Annotated in this window: 20 protein-coding genes and 1 tRNA gene; 1 reads left to right on the forward strand and 20 read right to left on the reverse strand. The window is 64.1% G+C overall.

Translation table 11 applies throughout. The features are described 5' to 3' along the window. Nucleotides 1-74: 74 nt before the first annotated feature. Together EL388_RS07545 and EL388_RS07550 are read right to left on the reverse strand one after the other, a co-directional pair. Nucleotides 75-1235, reverse strand: coding sequence for an EAL and HDOD domain-containing protein (locus EL388_RS07545; RefSeq protein ID WP_232019060.1), 1161 nt, complete (start codon nucleotides 1233-1235; stop codon nucleotides 75-77). A gap of 319 nt (nucleotides 1236-1554) precedes the next feature. Further along, a tRNA-Ser gene (locus EL388_RS07550) sits at nucleotides 1555-1645 on the reverse strand. Between the two features lie 335 nt (nucleotides 1646-1980). On the opposite strand from EL388_RS07550, the gene EL388_RS07555 reads away from it, so the two are divergent. Next, the gene (locus tag EL388_RS07555; protein ID WP_126461839.1) at nucleotides 1981-2682 is read left to right on the forward strand and encodes a TVP38/TMEM64 family protein; all 702 of its coding nucleotides are present in this window, start codon (nucleotides 1981-1983) and stop codon (nucleotides 2680-2682) included. A gap of 4 nt (nucleotides 2683-2686) precedes the next feature. On the opposite strand, the gene EL388_RS07560 is transcribed toward EL388_RS07555, so the two are convergent. From EL388_RS07560 to EL388_RS07645, 18 genes are all read right to left on the reverse strand, one after another. Continuing rightward, a complete protein-coding gene (locus EL388_RS07560) occupies nucleotides 2687-3889 on the reverse strand; it encodes an ammonium transporter (RefSeq protein WP_126461842.1) in 1203 nt (400 codons plus the stop codon). A gap of 150 nt (nucleotides 3890-4039) precedes the next feature. Next, a complete protein-coding gene (gene tatC, locus EL388_RS07565) occupies nucleotides 4040-4855 on the reverse strand; it encodes a twin-arginine translocase subunit TatC (RefSeq protein WP_126461845.1) in 816 nt (271 codons plus the stop codon). A gap of 2 nt (nucleotides 4856-4857) precedes the next feature. Beyond that, a complete protein-coding gene (gene tatB, locus EL388_RS07570; protein WP_126461848.1) occupies nucleotides 4858-5319 on the reverse strand; it encodes a Sec-independent protein translocase protein TatB in 462 nt (153 codons plus the stop codon). Between the two features lie 96 nt (nucleotides 5320-5415). Continuing rightward, nucleotides 5416-5640: a Sec-independent protein translocase subunit TatA gene (gene tatA / locus EL388_RS07575; protein WP_126461850.1), complete on the reverse strand. Its 225-nt coding sequence runs from the start codon at nucleotides 5638-5640 to the stop codon at nucleotides 5416-5418. Nucleotides 5641-5672: 32 nt separating this feature from the next. Next, nucleotides 5673-6008: a histidine triad nucleotide-binding protein gene (locus EL388_RS07580; protein WP_126461853.1), complete on the reverse strand. Its 336-nt coding sequence runs from the start codon at nucleotides 6006-6008 to the stop codon at nucleotides 5673-5675. 57 nt (nucleotides 6009-6065) lie between these two features. Continuing rightward, nucleotides 6066-6410, reverse strand: a complete 345-nt coding sequence (locus EL388_RS07585) for a phosphoribosyl-ATP diphosphatase (protein ID WP_126461856.1) — start codon at nucleotides 6408-6410, stop codon at nucleotides 6066-6068. Beyond that, nucleotides 6407-6793: a phosphoribosyl-AMP cyclohydrolase gene (gene hisI / locus EL388_RS07590; RefSeq protein WP_126461859.1), complete on the reverse strand. Its 387-nt coding sequence runs from the start codon at nucleotides 6791-6793 to the stop codon at nucleotides 6407-6409. Before hisI ends, EL388_RS07585 begins: the two co-directional genes overlap by 4 nt. Continuing rightward, nucleotides 6790-7560, reverse strand: coding sequence for an imidazole glycerol phosphate synthase subunit HisF (gene hisF, locus EL388_RS07595; protein WP_126461861.1), 771 nt, complete (start codon nucleotides 7558-7560; stop codon nucleotides 6790-6792). The genes hisI and hisF overlap by 4 nt, the downstream gene beginning before the upstream one ends. A 46-nt stretch (nucleotides 7561-7606) precedes the next feature. Continuing rightward, on the reverse strand, nucleotides 7607-8350 hold the full coding sequence (gene hisA, locus EL388_RS07600) for a 1-(5-phosphoribosyl)-5-[(5-phosphoribosylamino)methylideneamino]imidazole-4-carboxamide isomerase (RefSeq protein WP_126461864.1): 744 nt from the start codon (nucleotides 8348-8350) through the stop codon (nucleotides 7607-7609). A gap of 11 nt (nucleotides 8351-8361) precedes the next feature. Then, nucleotides 8362-9003: an imidazole glycerol phosphate synthase subunit HisH gene (gene hisH, locus EL388_RS07605; protein WP_126461867.1), complete on the reverse strand. Its 642-nt coding sequence runs from the start codon at nucleotides 9001-9003 to the stop codon at nucleotides 8362-8364. Further along, nucleotides 9003-9590, reverse strand: coding sequence for an imidazoleglycerol-phosphate dehydratase HisB (hisB, locus tag EL388_RS07610; protein WP_126461869.1), 588 nt, complete (start codon nucleotides 9588-9590; stop codon nucleotides 9003-9005). Before hisB ends, hisH begins: the two co-directional genes overlap by 1 nt. Nucleotides 9591-9592: 2 nt before the next feature. Beyond that, entirely contained in the window at nucleotides 9593-10681 is a 1089-nt protein-coding gene (hisC, locus tag EL388_RS07615; protein WP_126461871.1) for a histidinol-phosphate transaminase, read from the reverse strand. 76 nt (nucleotides 10682-10757) lie between these two features. Further along, the gene (gene hisD / locus EL388_RS07620; RefSeq protein ID WP_126461873.1) at nucleotides 10758-12065 is read right to left on the reverse strand and encodes a histidinol dehydrogenase; all 1308 of its coding nucleotides are present in this window, start codon (nucleotides 12063-12065) and stop codon (nucleotides 10758-10760) included. A 32-nt stretch (nucleotides 12066-12097) separates the two neighbouring features. Beyond that, on the reverse strand, nucleotides 12098-12742 hold the full coding sequence (gene hisG, locus EL388_RS07625; RefSeq protein ID WP_126461875.1) for an ATP phosphoribosyltransferase: 645 nt from the start codon (nucleotides 12740-12742) through the stop codon (nucleotides 12098-12100). After that, on the reverse strand, nucleotides 12739-14004 hold the full coding sequence (gene murA, locus EL388_RS07630; protein WP_126461878.1) for a UDP-N-acetylglucosamine 1-carboxyvinyltransferase: 1266 nt from the start codon (nucleotides 14002-14004) through the stop codon (nucleotides 12739-12741). The genes hisG and murA overlap by 4 nt, the downstream gene beginning before the upstream one ends. Continuing rightward, nucleotides 13997-14230 (reverse strand): BolA family protein, encoded by a 234-nt coding sequence (locus tag EL388_RS07635; RefSeq protein ID WP_126461881.1) that lies wholly within the window; start codon nucleotides 14228-14230, stop codon nucleotides 13997-13999. The genes murA and EL388_RS07635 overlap by 8 nt, the downstream gene beginning before the upstream one ends. Before the next feature lie 19 nt (nucleotides 14231-14249). Further along, nucleotides 14250-15005 (reverse strand): ABC transporter permease, encoded by a 756-nt coding sequence (locus EL388_RS07640; protein WP_126461884.1) that lies wholly within the window; start codon nucleotides 15003-15005, stop codon nucleotides 14250-14252. Continuing rightward, nucleotides 15002-15910, reverse strand: coding sequence for an ABC transporter ATP-binding protein (locus EL388_RS07645; protein ID WP_126461886.1), 909 nt, complete (start codon nucleotides 15908-15910; stop codon nucleotides 15002-15004). Before EL388_RS07645 ends, EL388_RS07640 begins: the two co-directional genes overlap by 4 nt.

Consider the following 15910-nt stretch of genomic DNA (forward strand, 5'->3'; position numbering starts at 1 on the left):
CAAAGTGACCTCTTTGGCCCGATTATGCGCAATGCGCCGGGGGGGTTCAAGTGGAAAACCGGCCTGGCGCCGGCTCATGCCAAGGCCAGCCCGTCGGCCCAGGCCAGGGCCTGGAGCTGGACCGCATTGACCTCGGCCGGGTCCAGGCCCAGGGCATTGGCTGAAGTCTCGATGCCGGCGAAGTTCTGGTTCTCGCAGCACTCGATCAGGCTCAAATAAGGGGCGTAAGGCCCGGTCCGCTTCAGCAAAGCCTCGGAGACCGGCTCGGGCACCGGCGTGCGTTCGAGAATGGTCTGCATCGGGGCGTCAAGCAAGGCGTCGAGCAGGGAGAACATGCCGGTGATGAACAACTCGTCCTGGGTCTGCATGTCATGTCGCCGCTTGGCCAGCAGCTCGCAGATCCGCCCGCGGCAGGCCGCCGTGCGGGCAAGCAAAGGCATGGTCGGCTCCTCGCTCGCCGTCACCAGCAGCAGGGACAGCCAGCGGTACAGCGATTGCATGCCGATGATTGCCAGCGCCTGGCGCACGCTATGAACCTGCTGCGCCAAGCTGAAGCTGGCCGAGTTGACGAAGCGCAGCAGGCGGATGGTCAGGACGGTATCGCGCCGCAGCGATTCCTCGATCTGCTTGATGTCCTCGCATATCCGAACCTTGTTCATGAGTTCGAGCACGGACAACTGGGTCGGCTTGATCGTCTTGTTGGCGATGTTCTCGGGCCGCGCGAAGTAATAGCCCTGGAAGTATTCGATCCCTTCCGCCTTGCACAACTCGAACATCTCGCGGGTTTCCACCTTCTCCGCCAGCAGCTTGCCTTTGTAGAAACTGCGGATGTGGTGAATGATTTCCACCGTCTTGTCCGGCGGCTGCTCCAGGACATCGAGCTTGATGTAGTCGACCAGCGGCATCAGCGGCTGGTATTCCGGCAGGCAGACGAAATCGTCCAGGGCGAAGCGATAGCCCTGCTGGCGCAATTCCTGGATGCGTGCCACCAGCACCGGCGAGATCTTCACGGTCTCGAGGATTTCGAACACCACATGCTGCGGCGGCAACAAGGTGACGAAATCGCTCATCAGGGTCGCTTCGTCGAGATTGATGAAGGCCTGGCTGCCTTGCAGCAGCCAGTCGGTGCCCAGGCACAGGGTGTTGTTGATGACCTCGACCCCGGCCTGCAAGGGGTTCTGGACATTGGCCGACCGGCAGGACTCGGTTTGCCGAAACAGCAGTTCATAAGCCACCAGCCGATGCCCCTTGTCGACAATAGGTTGTCGAGCAAGATAGCTCACTGTTGTCATGCGTTCTCCATCGTCCTCGGCCCCTGTTCTGGGGGCATCGTTCTATTCAGTCCGGCCATAAGGCCTTAAGCACATTGTGCCTGCCATCGACTGCGGCACCCATCGATAGCTAGGCTACCACGCAAATAAAACTCTGGCCCATGGCTCGGTTGCAACAACTGACCAAGAAATCATTCAAGAGGGGACAAATCGAGCAATCGGATCGAAATGAAGATGGCCGCTTGGGCAATAAAAAAGGGGCCACAAGGCCCCTTTCTTGATCTGGCGGAGAGGGGGGGATTCGAACCCCCGTCAGGGTATTACCCTGAACACGCTTTCCAGGCGTGCGACTTAAACCACTCATCCACCTCTCCAGATTCCTTACCACACCGGCGCCACACGCTTTGGCTCCGGCCGCCGCCACGCGGCTTAACTTGGCTCGCGCCAAGTTAGCCTACGCCGCAACAAGCCACTGCGTGGCGTGTTGTCCAGGCGTGCGACTTAAACCACTCATCCACCTCTCCAGATCCCTTGCTACGCCGGAGCCACACACTTCCTTCGGCTTCGGTATGTTGTCCGCAAAGAGCGCGAGAGAATACACGGAACCTGATGTCAAAACAAGGCGCCCAGGCCTTTCAGGCCGGGGCGGACGTCGGTGGATGCTAGAATTGGCCGCCTTCGACCCGACCCGGTTTCCCCAAGTATTTTCATGAAATATCGCTTCATCCTGCGCGGCCTGATCGTCATTGCCTCTCTGGCAGCCTTGGGCTATCTGATCGAAACGACCCAGTTGGCCAACCTGCTCGATGAGAAATGGATCGACCGCGAGGTGCGCGGCCAGGGTTTGAACGGCGATCTGCTGTTTCTGGCGATCGGCGGCCTGGCCACCGCCATCGGCCTGCCCCGCCAACTCATCGCCTTCCTTGGCGGCTATGCCTACGGCATTCTGGCCGGTACCCTGCTGGCCACCCTGGCTGCCGGACTCGGTTGCCTGCTGGCCTTCTACTATGCCCGCCTGGTCGGACGTTCGCTGGTGGCGGAGCGCTACTCGGGTCGGATCCGCAAGCTGGACGACTTCGTCCAGAGCAATCCGTTCAGCATGACCCTGCTCATCCGGCTGCTGCCGGTAGGCAGCAATCTGGTCACCAATCTCGTGGCCGGCGTCTCCAGCGTGCGCGCCCTCCCCTTCTTCGCCGGCTCCTTGCTCGGCTACCTGCCGCAGAGCCTGATCTTCGCCCTGGTCGGCGGCGGGGTCCAGGTCGACAGCACTTGGCGCATCGTCCTCGCCGTCGCCCTGTTTATCGTGGCCGGCATCCTGGGCACCCAGCTCTATCGCCGCTTCCGCCACGGCAAGAGCTTCGACGAAGAGGTCGACGCCAAGCTGGGCGAAGTTCCCGACGCCCAGGACTGACCGTTTACCAGTTGGTCTCCCGCTCCGGCGTGGCCGAGATCCTGTGGATGGACAAATCGGCGCCGTTGAACTCGGCCTCGGCGTCGAGGCGGATGCCCACCGCCAGCTTGAGCACGCCATAAACCACAAATCCCCCGATCAGGGCCACCGCGATGCCGAGCAAGGTGCCGAGCCCCTGCGCGGCCAGGCTGACGCCGCCGATGCCGCCCAGGGCCTGCAGGCCGAAGAGGCCGGCCGCGATGCCGCCCCAAGCGCCGCACAGGCCATGCAGCGGCCAGACCCCGAGCACGTCGTCGATCCGCCATTTGTTCTGGGTGATGGTGAACATCCAGACGAACAAGGCGCCGGCCACCGCGCCCGTGGCCAGGGCGCCGGCCGGGTGCATCAGATCGGAACCGGCACAGACGGCGACCAGTCCGGCCAAGGGCCCGTTGTGAATGAAGCCTGGATCGTTGCGGCCGGCCACCAGGGCCGCCAGGGTGCCGCCGACCATGGCCATCAAGGAATTGACCGCGACCAGCCCCGAGGCGGCCTCGACGCTCTGGGCCGACATGACGTTGAAACCAAACCAGCCCACGGTGAGGATCCAGGCCCCCAGCGCCAGAAAGGGAATGCTCGAAGGCGGGTGGGCCGACACCAGCCCGTCCTGGCGGTAGCGGCCACGCCGGGCGCCGAGCAGGAGCACGGCGGGCAGCGCGATCCAACCACCCACGGCGTGTACCACCACCGAGCCGGCGAAATCATGGAACTTGGCGCCGAAGGCGGCATTGAGCCAATCCTGGAACCCGAGATTGTTGTTCCAGACCAGGCCCTCGAAGAAGGGATAGACGAAGCCGACCAGGATGAAGGTGGCCGCCAGTTGCGGATTGAACTTGGCCCGCTCGGCGATGCCGCCGGAAATAATGGCCGGGATGGCGGCGGCGAAGGTCAGGAGGAAGAAGAACTTCACCAGGTCGTAGCCGTTCTTCTGGCTCAGCGCGCTCGCCCCGGTCATGAAATCGACGCCGTAAGCCAGGCTGTAGCCGATGAAGAAATAGGCGATGGTGGAGACACTGAAGTCGGTCAATATCTTCACCAGGGCGTTGACCTGGTTCTTCTTGCGTACCGTGCCCAGTTCCAGGAAGGCGAAGCCCGAGTGCATGGCCAGGACCATGACCGCCCCCAAAAGCAGGAACACCACGTCGGCACCGGATTTGAATACGTCCATTACCACCTCCAATAGAGAATCGGATAATGGCTAGCAAGACCCGTGCCTTATTATGGTGCACTATAAATCAATGGGTTATGAAAACCGCACCAAAACAAAACGCCCCATGACGGGGCGTTGATTGCTCAAATGCACAGCCAAGGTGCAAATTCAGCGACGATCTTGCTCGTTCTCCATTCGGTCCAGCTCGGCCTCGAGTTCATCTTCGGATAAAGGCCGGTAGGCCTCCTCCTCCGCTGCCTCGGCCTCGACCTTTTTCTTCTCCATCAGGCCGGCCACCAGCACACCCAGTTCATAAAGTAGCCACAGCGGTACAGCCAGCATGATCTGCGAAATCACGTCCGGCGGGGTGAAGATGGCGCCGATGATGAAGGCACCGACAATGACATACGGCCGCGCCTGCTTGAACTGCTCGACGCTGACCATGCCCATCCTGGCCAAGGCCACCACCACGATGGGCACCTCGAAGGTGATGCCGAAGGCTATGAACAGGGTAATGACGAAATCCAGGTACTTGTTGATGTCGGTCATTACCGCCACCCCGGCCGGCGCCACGCTGACGATGAAGCCGAACACCACGGGGAAGACGAAGAAGTAGGCGAAGGCCATACCGCACAGGAACAGCAGCACGCTTGCCGTTACCAGCGGCAGGATGAATTTCTTCTCATGGGCATACAGGCCGGGGGCGACGAAGGACCAGGCCTGGTACAGGATGTAGGGCAATGCGCCGAGGAAGGCGGTGATCATCGCCACCTTGATCGGCACGAAGAAGGGGGTGACCACCTCGGTGGCGATCATCTGGCCGCCCTTGGGCAGCTTGCTCAGCAGCGGCTCGGCCAGCAGCGTGTAGAGCTCATTGGCGAAGGGCACCAGGATCACGAACAGGATCACCCAGGCCAGCACCGCCCTGAGCAGGCGGTCACGCATTTCGATCAGATGCGAAATGAAGGTTTCCTGGCTGTCCATGGTCAGGCGGGCCTGCGCTTGTCGGCCGGCTCAGGCTCGAGCGGCAGTTCCATCTGCGCCTGTGGGGGCTCTTCCGCTGGCGACTCGGACAAGAGGCTGGCATCGTCCAGGACGGCAGCCGTCTCGGCCTCCGTCTCGGCTTCGACTTCAGGCGGTGTGATCGAACCGATGGTCTGCTGCAGGGCCTGCTCCAGCTTGTTGGCCTCGGCCTTGACGCTGCCGCCGGTCTCTTCGGCGACAATCTCGAAGCGCTGGGCCGTCGCCTGCAAGTCCTTCTGCGCCTTGCGCAACTCCTCCAGGTGGATGTCGCGCTCGACATCCTGCTTGACCTGATTGACGTAGCGGTTGAGCCGGCCCAGCAGGGAACCCGCCGTGCGGGCCACCTTGGGCAAGCGCTCGGGACCGATGACGATCAGGGCGACGACCCCGATCACCAGCAGTTCGGAAAAACCGATATCGAACATAGAGGATAGGCAGGTAGTAAGTATCGAGCCGCGAGTGGCGTTCAAACCGCGCCCTACGGGCGCACGATGAAGCGACTGGCTACTCGCTACCGGCTACTAGCTATTTTGCTTGTCCTTGACCTCGCCCTCGATGGTGGTGCCGCCGGCCTCGCCCTGGCGCGGCAGTTCGGTCGGCTTGTTCTGCTCTTCCTTCATGGCGTCCTTGAAGCCCTTGACCGCGCCACCCAGGTCGCTACCGATGTTGCGCAGTTTCTTGGTGCCGAACACCAGCAGCACCACGACCAGCACGATCAGCCAATGCCAAATGCTAAAACCGCCCATCACAAAGCTCCTTCAAAAAATATCGTCCAATCTTACAACGGTCTGGGACCGGAGCCACCGAGCACGTGCACGTGCAGATGGAACACCTCCTGGCCGCCGCCCTTGCCCGTATTGATCGAAGTCCGAAAGCCTGTGCTGAGACCTTGCTCCATGGCCAACTTGGGCGCCAACAAAAGGATTTTACCCAGGATATCCCGATGTGCATCAGTACATTCGGACAGGGAATCGACGTGGACCTTGGGAATGATCATGAAATGCACCGGCGCAGCCGGGTTGATGTCGTGGAAGGCCAGGACATCGTCGTCCTCGTAGACCTTTTTGCTGGGGATCTGCCCGGCCACGATCTTGCAGAAGATGCAGTCGCTCATTTGCCCTCCTTGCGAAAAGCCTTTTGGCTCCGGCATAACATCCTGCTTCGCATGATATTAGCCTTCACCGAAAGGCTTCCCGCTCTTCTCAGAGCGGGAAGCCTTTTCCTCAATCCCAGAAATGCCTTCCCGACGAGCCAGCTCATTCAGGATGTCGTTCGGATGGATGCCCTGCTGGGCCAGTAGCACCAAGCTGTGGAACCAGAGGTCGGCGGTCTCGTAGATGATCTTCTCGCGCTCGCCGTCCTTGGCCGCCATGATGGTCTCGGCCGCCTCCTCCGCCACCTTCTTCAGGATGGCGTCCAGGCCCTTGGCGTAGAGCTTGGCCACGTAGGAACTCTGGGGGTCCGCCTGTTTGCGGGCCTCCAGGGTCCGGGCCAGTCGATCGAGTATGTCATTCATTTGTAGATCTCTTTGGGGTCCTTCAGCACCGGCTCCACCGCCCGCCACTCGCCATTCTCCAGCTTTTGGAAGAAGCAGCTGTGGCGGCCGGTGTGGCAGGCGATGCCGCCCTGCTGCTCGACTTTCAGCAGGATCACGTCCTCGTCGCAGTCGGTGCGGATCTCCAGCACCTTCTGGGTGTGGCCGGATTCCTCGCCCTTGTGCCACAACTTCTGACGCGAACGCGACCAGTATACGGCCTCGCCCAGTTCGGCGGTCTTTGCCAGGGCGGCGCGGTTCATCCAGGCCACCATCAGGATGTCGCCGCTGGCGGCGTCCTGGGCGATGGCCGGCAACAGGCCGTCGGCCGGCCAGTTCAGCTTATCCAGCCAAGCCTTGCTCATAAGCGCATCTCGATGCCGTGCTGGGCCATGTATTCTTTCGCTTGGCGCACGGTGTATTCGCCGAAGTGGAAGATGCTGGCCGCGAGCACGGCATCGGCGCCGCCGATCTTCACACCATCGACCAGGTGCTGCAGGTTGCCCACCCCGCCGCTGGCGATTACCGGCACCTCGACCGCATCGGAAATGGCCCGGGTCAGCTCCAGATCGAAGCCGATCTTGGCGCCGTCGCGGTCCATGCTGGTGAGCAGGATCTCGCCGGCCCCGTAGTCCTGCATCTGCTTGGCCCATGCCACGGCATCCAGGCCGGTCGCCTTTCGGCCGCCATGAGTGAACACCTCCCACTTGGGCTCGGCCGCGCCGGCCACCCGCTTGGCGTCGATGGCGACCACGATGCACTGGTTGCCATAGCGCTCGGAGGCGTCGCGGACCAACTGCGGGTTGACCACGGCCGAGGTGTTGATCGAAACCTTGTCGGCCCCGGCATTGAGCAGGCGGCGAACGTCTTCCACCGCGCGCACGCCGCCGCCGACGGTGAGCGGAATGAAGACCTGAGCCGCCACCTCCTCGATGATGTGCAGGATGATGTCGCGCTCGTCGGAGCTGGCGGTGATGTCGAGAAAGGTCAGCTCGTCGGCACCCTGGTCGTCGTAGCGCTTGGCGATCTCGACCGGGTCGCCGGCATCGCGCAACTCGACGAATTGGACGCCCTTGACCACCCGCCCGGCGGTCACGTCGAGACAGGGGATGATGCGTTTGGCCAGCCCCATGATTCAGCGAGGAGTGAGGAGTGAGGGGTGAGGAGGAAACATCGGCTTATTTCGTTCCGAGCTCGTCGGCCAGCTTCTGGGCCGCGGCGAAGTCGAGCGAGCCTTCGTAGATGGCGCGACCGGTGATCACGCCTTCTATGCCTTCACTCTCCACCGCGCAGAGATTGCGCACGTCGTCCAGATTGGTCACGCCGCCGCTGGCGATCACCGGGATATGCAGGGCCTGGGCCAGCTTCACCGTGGCCTCGATGTTGACGCCGGAGAGCATGCCGTCGCGGCCGATATCGGTATAGATCACGGCTTCCACGCCGTAATCCTGGAATTTCTGTGCCAGGTCGATCACGTCGTGATGGGTCACCTTGGACCAGCCATCGACCGCCACCTTGCCATCCTTGGCATCGAGACCGACGATGATATGGCCGGGGAAGGCGTTGCAGGCATCGTGCAAAAAGCCCGGCGTCTTTACCGCCGCGCTGCCGATGATGACGTAGGTGATGCCGTCGTCCAAGTAGCGCTCGATGGTTTCCAGATCCCGGATGCCGCCGCCGAGCTGGACCGGAATGTCGTCGCCGACCACGTCGGTAATGGCCTTGATCGCCGGCTCGTTCACCGGCTTGCCGGCGAAGGCGCCGTTGAGGTCGACCAGGTGCAGGCGACGGGCACCGCTGTCCAGCCATTTCTGGGCCATCGCCCCCGGCTCCGAGGAGAACACCGTGGCGCTGTCCATCTCGCCCTGCTTCAGGCGCACGCACTGACCGTCTTTGAGATCGATGGCAGGAATGATCAACATTTCCGAAACCCCTACTTGCCTTCCCAAGTAATGAAATTGCCCAGCAGCCGCAGCCCGGCGGCCTGGCTCTTCTCCGGGTGAAACTGCACCGCGAACAGGTTGTCTTGCGCCACCGCGCAGGTGAAGGCGAAGGGATAATGGCTCATCCCCGCCACCACATCCGGCGACGCCGGCTCGACATAATAACTGTGGACGAAATAGAACCGGGCACCGTCCTCGATGCCAGCCCACAGCGGGTGCTCCATCATCCGGTACACATTGTTCCAGCCCATGTGCGGCACCTTGAGCCGCTTGCCCTGCGTGTCGTGCATGGCCTCGTCGGGAAAGCGCAGCACCCGGCCCGGCAACAGCCCAAGACAGGGGGTATCGCCCTCCTCGCTGTGTTCGAACAGAACCTGCAGGCCCATGCAGATGCCGAGGAAGGGCTTGGTCCGCGATGCCTCGACGATCGCCCCGCGCAGGCCGCGCCGGTCGATCTCGGCCATGCAGTCGCGCGCCGCGCCCTGGCCGGGGAACACCACGCGGCCGGCCCGGGCGATCAGATCGGGATCATCGGTCACCACCACCTCGGCCTTGGGCGCCACATGCTCGATGGCCTTGGCCACCGAATGCAGATTGCCCATGCCGTAATCGATGACTGCGACGTCTGGCACTAGAGCGTCCCCTTGGTGCTGGGCACCATGTCGGCCATGCGCGGATCGAGCTCCAGGGCCATGCGCAGGGCGCGCCCCAGGGCCTTGAACACCGTCTCCGCCTGATGGTGGGCGTTGATGCCGCGCAGGTTGTCGACATGCAGGGTCACCTGGGCATGATTGACGAAGCCCTGGAAGAACTCGCGGAACAGGTCGACATCGAACTCGCCGATGCGGGCGCGGCTGAAATCGACGTGATACTCCAGGCCGGGCCGGCCGGAGAAATCCACCACCACGCGCGAGAGCGCCTCGTCCAGCGGCACATAGGCATGGCCGTAACGGCGAATGCCTTTCTTGTCGCCGACCGCCTTGGCGAAGGCCTGGCCCAGGCTGATGCCGACATCCTCCACCGTGTGGTGGGCGTCGATGTGCAGGTCGCCCTTGGCCGCGATGTCGAGGTCGATCAGGCCGTGGCGGGCAATCTGGTCCAGCATGTGGTCGAGGAAGGGCACCCCGGTGGCCAGCCTGGCCTGACCGCTGCCATCCAGGTTCACCTTCACGGTGATCTGGGTCTCCAGGGTGTTGCGGCTGATTTCCGCCGTACGCATCGTCAAGATCCTCTCGCTTCCAATTCGGCTGTCAGCGCGGCGAGGAAGGCATCGTTCTCCTCCGGCGCGCCCACGGTTACACGCAAGCAATTGTCGAGCAGGGGGTGCGCGCCATGCAGATTCTTGATCAGCACCCCGCGGGCCTTGAGCCCAGTGAAGACTTTAACGGCATCGGCCACCCGCAGCAGCAGAAAGTTGGCTTGGCTGTCGAACACGGTCACCCCCGACTGTTGCATCAGGGCCGCATGCAAGCGGCCCCGCTCCGCCACGATCTCGGCCGCCTGTGCCTCCAGCACCGCCACCTGGCGCAGGGCGAACTCGGCCGCCACCTGGGTCAGCACGTTGACGTTGTAAGGCAGGCGCAGCTTGTCGAATTCCTGCAGCCAGGCCGGCTTGCCCACGAGATAGCCCAGGCGCAGTCCGGCCAGGCCAAGCTTGGACACCGTGCGCATCAAGATCAGGTTGTCGTAGCGGTCCAGCGCTTCGAGAAAGCTCAGGCCGCCGGCGAAGGCGTGGTAGGCCTCATCCATCACCACCAGTCCGGGCGCGGCCTGGATGACGCGTTCCAGCGCGGCGCGGTCGAAGACGTTGCCGGTCGGGTTGTTCGGATAGGCGATGAAGACCAAGGCCGGCCGGTGCCGCGCGATCGCCGCCAGCAGCGCCGCCTCGTCCAGGGTGAAATCGGGCTTCAGCGGCACGCCGACGTAATCGAGCCCGGCGAACTGGGCGATCATCCGGTACATGACGAAGCTGGGTTCGACCGAGAGCACGGTGGCACCGGGCCTGGCCACGGCCATCGCCAGGATCTGCAGGATCTCGTCCGAGCCGTTGCCGAGCAGGATGTCGAGGCCGTCGGGAATCGCGAAGGCCGCGCGCAGGGCGGCCTTGAGGCCTGGCGCGCGCGGGTCGGGGTAACGGTTGATCGCCGCCTCGGCCAGGAGGGCGCCCAACTCGCCGCGCAGTTCGGCCGGCAGCCGGTAGGGGTTCTCCATGGCGTCGAGTTTGACCATGCCGGTCGCGTCGGCCACGTGATAGGCCGCCAGCGCGCGGATGTCGGCGCGGATGAGCTGTTCGGGATTGATGGGCGCCATATCGCTGTTGTTCAGCCTGTGCGGATATCCTGCTTCGATGTTCGGGATGCCGAGCATCCCCTGCTCTATCGAAGGATCAATGCTCCATACGGAATTCGGCCGAGCGCGCATGCGCCTGCAGGCCCTCGCCATAGGCCAGGGCCGCGGCGATCTCGCCCAGGGTTCTGGCCCCCTGGGCCGAGACGTGGATCAGGCTGGAGCGCTTCTGGAAGTCGTAGACCCCCAGCGGCGAAGAGAAGCGCGCCGTGCGCGAGGTCGGCAGCACATGGTTCGGCCCGGCGCAGTAGTCGCCCAGGGCCTCGCAGGTGTTGCGCCCCATGAAGATGGCGCCGGCGTGGCGAATCTTGGGCAGCAGGGCATCGGGATCGGCCACCGACAATTCCAGGTGCTCGGGTGCGATGTAGTTGGCGATCTCACAGGCCTGGTCCAGATCGCGGCACTGGATCAGGCCGCCACGCTTGCTGATCGAGGTGCGGATCACCTCCTGCCGGGGCAGGGTCGGCAACAGCTTGTCTACGCTGGCCTGCACCGCATCGAGGAAGGCGACATCGGGCGAAATCAAAATGGACTGGGCCAGCTCGTCGTGCTCGGCCTGGGAGAACAGGTCCATGGCGATCCAGTCGGGATCGGTCTTGCCGTCGCAGATGACCAGGATCTCGGACGGCCCGGCGATCATGTCGATGCCGACGATGCCGAACACCCGGCGCTTGGCCTCGGCGACATAGGCATTGCCGGGGCCGACGATCTTGTCGACCTGGGGCACGATCTCGGTGCCGTAGGCCAGGGCGGCCACCGCCTGGGCACCGCCGATGGTGAACACCCGGTCGACCCCGGCCACGGCCGCCGCCGCCAGCACCAGGTCGTTCTGCACGCCGTCCGGCGTCGGCACCACCATGATCAGTTCCTTGACCCCCGCCACCTTGGCCGGGATCGCATTCATCAGCACCGAGGAGGGATAGGCCGCCTTGCCGCCGGGCACATAGAGGCCGACGCGATCCAGGGCGGTGACCTGCTGGCCGAGCACGGTGCCGTCGGCCTCGGTGTAGGTCCAGGACTGCTGAAGCTGCCTCTCGTGATAGCTGCGCACCCGCTCGGCCGCGGCCTTGAGCGCGGTCTCCAGGCGCAAGGGCAGCGACTTCAGGGCCTGCTGCAGACGTTCCTGCGACAACTCCAGGCCGGCCATGTCATTGGCCTGCACCCGGTCGAAGCGCCGGGTGTATTCGACCACGGCGGCATCGCCCCGCTTGCGTACGGCATCGAGGATCTCGGCCACGGCCTGGTGGATGGCGGCGTCGGTATCGGCGGAAAAACTCAGCAGATCGGCCAGCTGCTTCTGGAAACCGGCAGCGCTGGCATCGAGGCGGGTGATGGCGACGGAGGACATGCTGTCAAAAGGGGGGCGCGCTTAAAGCCGCATTATACCCCGCTCGCCGCGCGGAAGGCGTCGATGATGGGCTGGATTTCACCGTGCTTGAGCTTGAGCGCGGCCTGGTTCACCACCAGGCGGGAGCTGATCGGACAGATCTCCTCGACGGCGACCAGGTTATTGGCCTTGAGCGTGCCGCCGGTGGAGACCAGATCGACGATGACGTCGGCCAGGCCGACCAGCGGTGCCAGCTCCATGGAGCCATAGAGCTTGATCAGGTCGACATGCACGCCCTTGGCGGCAAAGTGGAGCCGGGCGGTCTGCACGTACTTGGTCGCCACCCTCAGGCGGGCGCCGCGCCGTACGGCGCCCTCGTAATCGAAGCCGACCGGGGTGGCCACCATCATCCGGCACTTGGCGATGTTGAGGTCCACCGGCTGGTAGAGCCCGTCGCCGCCATGCTCCAGCAGCACGTCCTTGCCGGCGATGCCGAGGTCGGCGGCGCCGTGCTGGACATAGGTCGGCACATCGCTGGCGCGCACGATGATCAGGCGCACCTCCGGTCGGTTGGTGCCGATGATCAGCTTGCGCGAGGACTCCGGGCTCTCGCTCGGGGTGATGCCGGCCGCCGCCAGCAGCGGCAGGGTCTCTTCGAAGATGCGGCCCTTGGACAGGGCCAGGGTGATCTGGGTCATGCCTTCGCTCTGCATATGCGCGCACCCAGCCGGGTGAGCTTCTGTTCGATCTTTTCGTAGCCGCGATCCAGGTGGTAGATGCGCTCGATATGGGTCTCGCCCTCGGCCACCAGGCCGGCGATGACCAGGCTGGCCGAGGCCCGCAGGTCGGTGGCCATCACCGTGGCGCCCTGCAGGCGCTCGACGCCGGTGACAAAGGCGGTATTGCCGTCGATCTTGATGTCGGCGCCCAGGCGGATGAGTTCCACCGCATGCATGAAGCGGTTCTCGAAGATGGTCTCGCGGATCACCGCGCTGCCCTCGGCCACGGCATTGATCGCCATGAACTGGGCCTGCATGTCGGTCGGGAAGGCCGGATACGGCGCGGTGCGGATCGACACCGCCTTCAGCCGGCGGGGCGCGGTGATCTGGATGGCCTCGCAGCTGGGCGACTTCTCGCTCCGGATCTCGCAGCCGGCGTCGAGCAGCTTGTCGACCACGGCGTCGAGGTAGCCGGCCGAGGTGCCGGTCAGGCGCACCTCGCCGCCGGTCGCCGCCGCGGCGCAGAGGAAGGTGCCGGTCTCGATCCGGTCGGGCATGATCCGGTGGCGGGTGCCTGAGAGCCTGTCGACGCCGCGGATGCGGATGACATCGGTGCCGGCGCCGCTGATCCGGGCGCCCATGGCGGTCAGGCACTGGGCCAGGTCGACCACCTCGGGCTCGCGCGCCGCGTTCTCGATCACGGTCTCGCCCTCGGCCAGGCAGGCCGCCATCATCAGGTTCTCGGTGCCGGTCACCGTCACCATGTCGGTGAACAGGCGGGCGCCCTTCAGCCGCACCGCCTTGGCGTGAACGTAGCCGTGCTCGACATTGACCTCGGCACCCATAGCCTGCAGGCCCTTGATGTGCTGGTCCACCGGCCGGGCGCCGATGGCGCAGCCGCCGGGCAGCGACACCTTGGCCTCGCCGCAGCGCGCCATGAGCGGGCCCAGCACCAGGATGGAGGCGCGCATGGTCTTGACCAGCTCGTAGGGCGCCACCGGGTTGTTCAGACCCGAGGCGTCCAGGGTCACGGCATCGCCCTCGCGGCTCACCTGCACGCCCATCTGCTCCAGCAGCTTGAGCATGGTGTGGATGTCATTCAGCGCGGGCACGTTGGTAAAGGTGACCGGCTCGCGCGTGAGCAGGCAGGCGCAGAGCAGCGGCAGGGCGGCGTTCTTGGCGCCGGAGATGGCGACCTCGCCGGTCAGGCGCTGGCCGCCCTCGACGATCAGCTTATCCATGCCACTCTTCCGGGGTCAGCGTCTGCATGGAAAGCGCATGGATCTCCGCCTTCATCTTGTCGCCCAGGACCTTGTACACCAGTTGGTGCTGGGCCACGCGCATCTTGCCGCGGAACTCGGCGCTGACGATGGTCGCTTCGAAATGATGGCCGTCGCCCTCGACCTTGATGTAGTCGCAGGGCAGGCCGGCCTTGATCCAGGCCTCGATTTGTTCAGGTGTCACCATAGGGATTGCTTGCGAGAAATTAATGCCGGAGTTTATAGCCCGACCTCAGCATCTGCAAAGTCAGGCCCGACAGGATCAGGGTACAGCCCAGCACCACGGCCGCCGAGCGCCAGGGGTCGACATCGGCCACGCCGTGAAAACCGTAGCGGAAGCCGTCGATCATGTAGAACACCGGGTTGTAGTGCGACAGCGCCTGCCAGAAGGCCGGCAGCGAGTGGATGGAGTAGAACACGCCGGAGAGGAAGGTCAGCGGTACGATGACGAAGTTCTGCACCCCGGCCAGCTGGTCGAACTTTTCGGCCCAGATGCCGGCGATGATGCCGACGCAGGCGAAGACGGCGCTCGAAGCCAGGGCGAAGAACAGGGTCCAGAGCGGATGAGCCAGGTTCAGATCGGTGAACAGCAGACCGCTCAGGCCCACGCCCAGGCCAACCAGCAGGCCGCGCACCACGGCGGCCAGCAGATAGGCCAGGAAGAACTCCAGATAGGACAAAGGCGCCAACAGGAAAAATACGATGTTGCCGCTGATCTTGGACTGGATCAGGCTGGACGAACTGTTGGCGAAAGCGTTCTGCAGGATCGCCATCATCACCAGACCGGGCACCAGGAAGGCGGTGTAGGCCACACCGGGATAGACCTCGACATGCGCCTCCAGCACATGGGAGAAGATCAGCAGATACAGCAAGGTGGTGAGGATCGGCGCCGCCACGGTCTGCATCAGCACCTTCCAGAAGCGCAGGACCTCCTTGCGGAACAGGGTGAAAAAGCCAGTCACGCCTGCCCTCCCCCGCGCATGGTCTGCAGGAATACCTCTTCCAGATCGGGTTCACGCACGCAAAATCCCTCGATCTGCCCTCCCGCCTCGCGCACCTTGGCCAGCAGCCCTTCGAGTTCGTCGAAGTCGCGCAGGCTCAGGAGGAACGCGCCGTCACGCTCGCCGACCAGGCGGCCGCGCAGGGCCTCGGGTAACTGCGGCGGGTTGAGTCGCAGCTCCACCCGGCGCTGGGCATCGGCCCGCAACAGATTGGCGGTGCGGTCCAGGGCCACGATCCGGCCGGCCTTGAGCATGGCCACCCGTTCGCACAGTTCCTCGGCCTCTTCCAGGTAATGCGTGGTCAGAAGGATAGTGTGGCCCTGGTGGTTCAATTCGCGGATGAACTGCCATAGTGTCTGGCGCAGTTCGACGTCGACCCCGGCGGTCGGCTCGTCGAGCACGATGACCGGCGGTTTGTGCACCAGGGCCTGGGCCACCAACACCCGGCGCTTCATGCCGCCGGACAGCCGGCGCATGTTGGTGTCGGCCTTGTCGCTCAGGTTCAGGTGATGCAGCAGGGCGTCGATCCAGCCGTCGTTGCGGCGCAAACCGAAATAGCCGGACTGGAACTGCAGGGTCTCGCGCACGGTGAAGAAGGGATCGAACACCAGCTCCTGCGGCACCACGCCCAGATTGCGCCGGGCCTCGCGATACTGACGGACCACGTCGTAGCCCATGACACTGGCACTGCCCGCGCTGGCCCGGGTGAGGCCGGCCAGGATACTGATCAGCGTGGTCTTGCCGGCGCCGTTGGGGCCGAGCAGGGCGAAGAACTCGCCCTGCTCCACTTCGAGATCGACCCCGCGCAGGGCCTCGAGGCGGCCAAAGCGCTTGGCCAGGCCCTGCAGGCGAATCGCCGCCGGCAT

This window comes from Sulfuritortus calidifontis (assembly GCF_003967275.1).
In the GTDB taxonomy this organism is placed as follows: domain Bacteria; phylum Pseudomonadota; class Gammaproteobacteria; order Burkholderiales; family Thiobacillaceae; genus Sulfuritortus; species Sulfuritortus calidifontis.

What these genes read in the sequence shown, in the direction of transcription:
- EL388_RS07555 (WP_126461839.1), top strand. Translation starts at nt 1,981, where the DNA reads ATGAAATATCGCTTCATCCTGCGCGGCCTGATCGTCATTGCCTCTCTG.
- EL388_RS07560 (WP_126461842.1), bottom strand. Translation starts at nt 3,889, where the DNA reads ATGGACGTATTCAAATCCGGTGCCGACGTGGTGTTCCTGCTTTTGGGG.
- tatC (WP_126461845.1), bottom strand. Translation starts at nt 4,855, where the DNA reads ATGGACAGCCAGGAAACCTTCATTTCGCATCTGATCGAAATGCGTGAC.
- tatB (WP_126461848.1), bottom strand. Translation starts at nt 5,319, where the DNA reads ATGTTCGATATCGGTTTTTCCGAACTGCTGGTGATCGGGGTCGTCGCC.
- tatA (WP_126461850.1), bottom strand. Translation starts at nt 5,640, where the DNA reads ATGGGCGGTTTTAGCATTTGGCATTGGCTGATCGTGCTGGTCGTGGTG.
- EL388_RS07580 (WP_126461853.1), bottom strand. Translation starts at nt 6,008, where the DNA reads ATGAGCGACTGCATCTTCTGCAAGATCGTGGCCGGGCAGATCCCCAGC.
- EL388_RS07585 (WP_126461856.1), bottom strand. Translation starts at nt 6,410, where the DNA reads ATGAATGACATACTCGATCGACTGGCCCGGACCCTGGAGGCCCGCAAA.
- hisI (WP_126461859.1), bottom strand. Translation starts at nt 6,793, where the DNA reads ATGAGCAAGGCTTGGCTGGATAAGCTGAACTGGCCGGCCGACGGCCTG.
- hisF (WP_126461861.1), bottom strand. Translation starts at nt 7,560, where the DNA reads ATGGGGCTGGCCAAACGCATCATCCCCTGTCTCGACGTGACCGCCGGG.
- hisA (WP_126461864.1), bottom strand. Translation starts at nt 8,350, where the DNA reads ATGTTGATCATTCCTGCCATCGATCTCAAAGACGGTCAGTGCGTGCGC.
- hisB (WP_126461869.1), bottom strand. Translation starts at nt 9,590, where the DNA reads ATGCGTACGGCGGAAATCAGCCGCAACACCCTGGAGACCCAGATCACC.
- hisC (WP_126461871.1), bottom strand. Translation starts at nt 10,681, where the DNA reads ATGGCGCCCATCAATCCCGAACAGCTCATCCGCGCCGACATCCGCGCG.
- hisD (WP_126461873.1), bottom strand. Translation starts at nt 12,065, where the DNA reads ATGTCCTCCGTCGCCATCACCCGCCTCGATGCCAGCGCTGCCGGTTTC.
- hisG (WP_126461875.1), bottom strand. Translation starts at nt 12,742, where the DNA reads ATGACCCAGATCACCCTGGCCCTGTCCAAGGGCCGCATCTTCGAAGAG.
- murA (WP_126461878.1), bottom strand. Translation starts at nt 14,004, where the DNA reads ATGGATAAGCTGATCGTCGAGGGCGGCCAGCGCCTGACCGGCGAGGTC.
- EL388_RS07635 (WP_126461881.1), bottom strand. Translation starts at nt 14,230, where the DNA reads ATGGTGACACCTGAACAAATCGAGGCCTGGATCAAGGCCGGCCTGCCC.
- EL388_RS07645 (WP_126461886.1), bottom strand. Translation starts at nt 15,910, where the DNA reads ATGCCGGCGGCGATTCGCCTGCAGGGCCTGGCCAAGCGCTTTGGCCGC.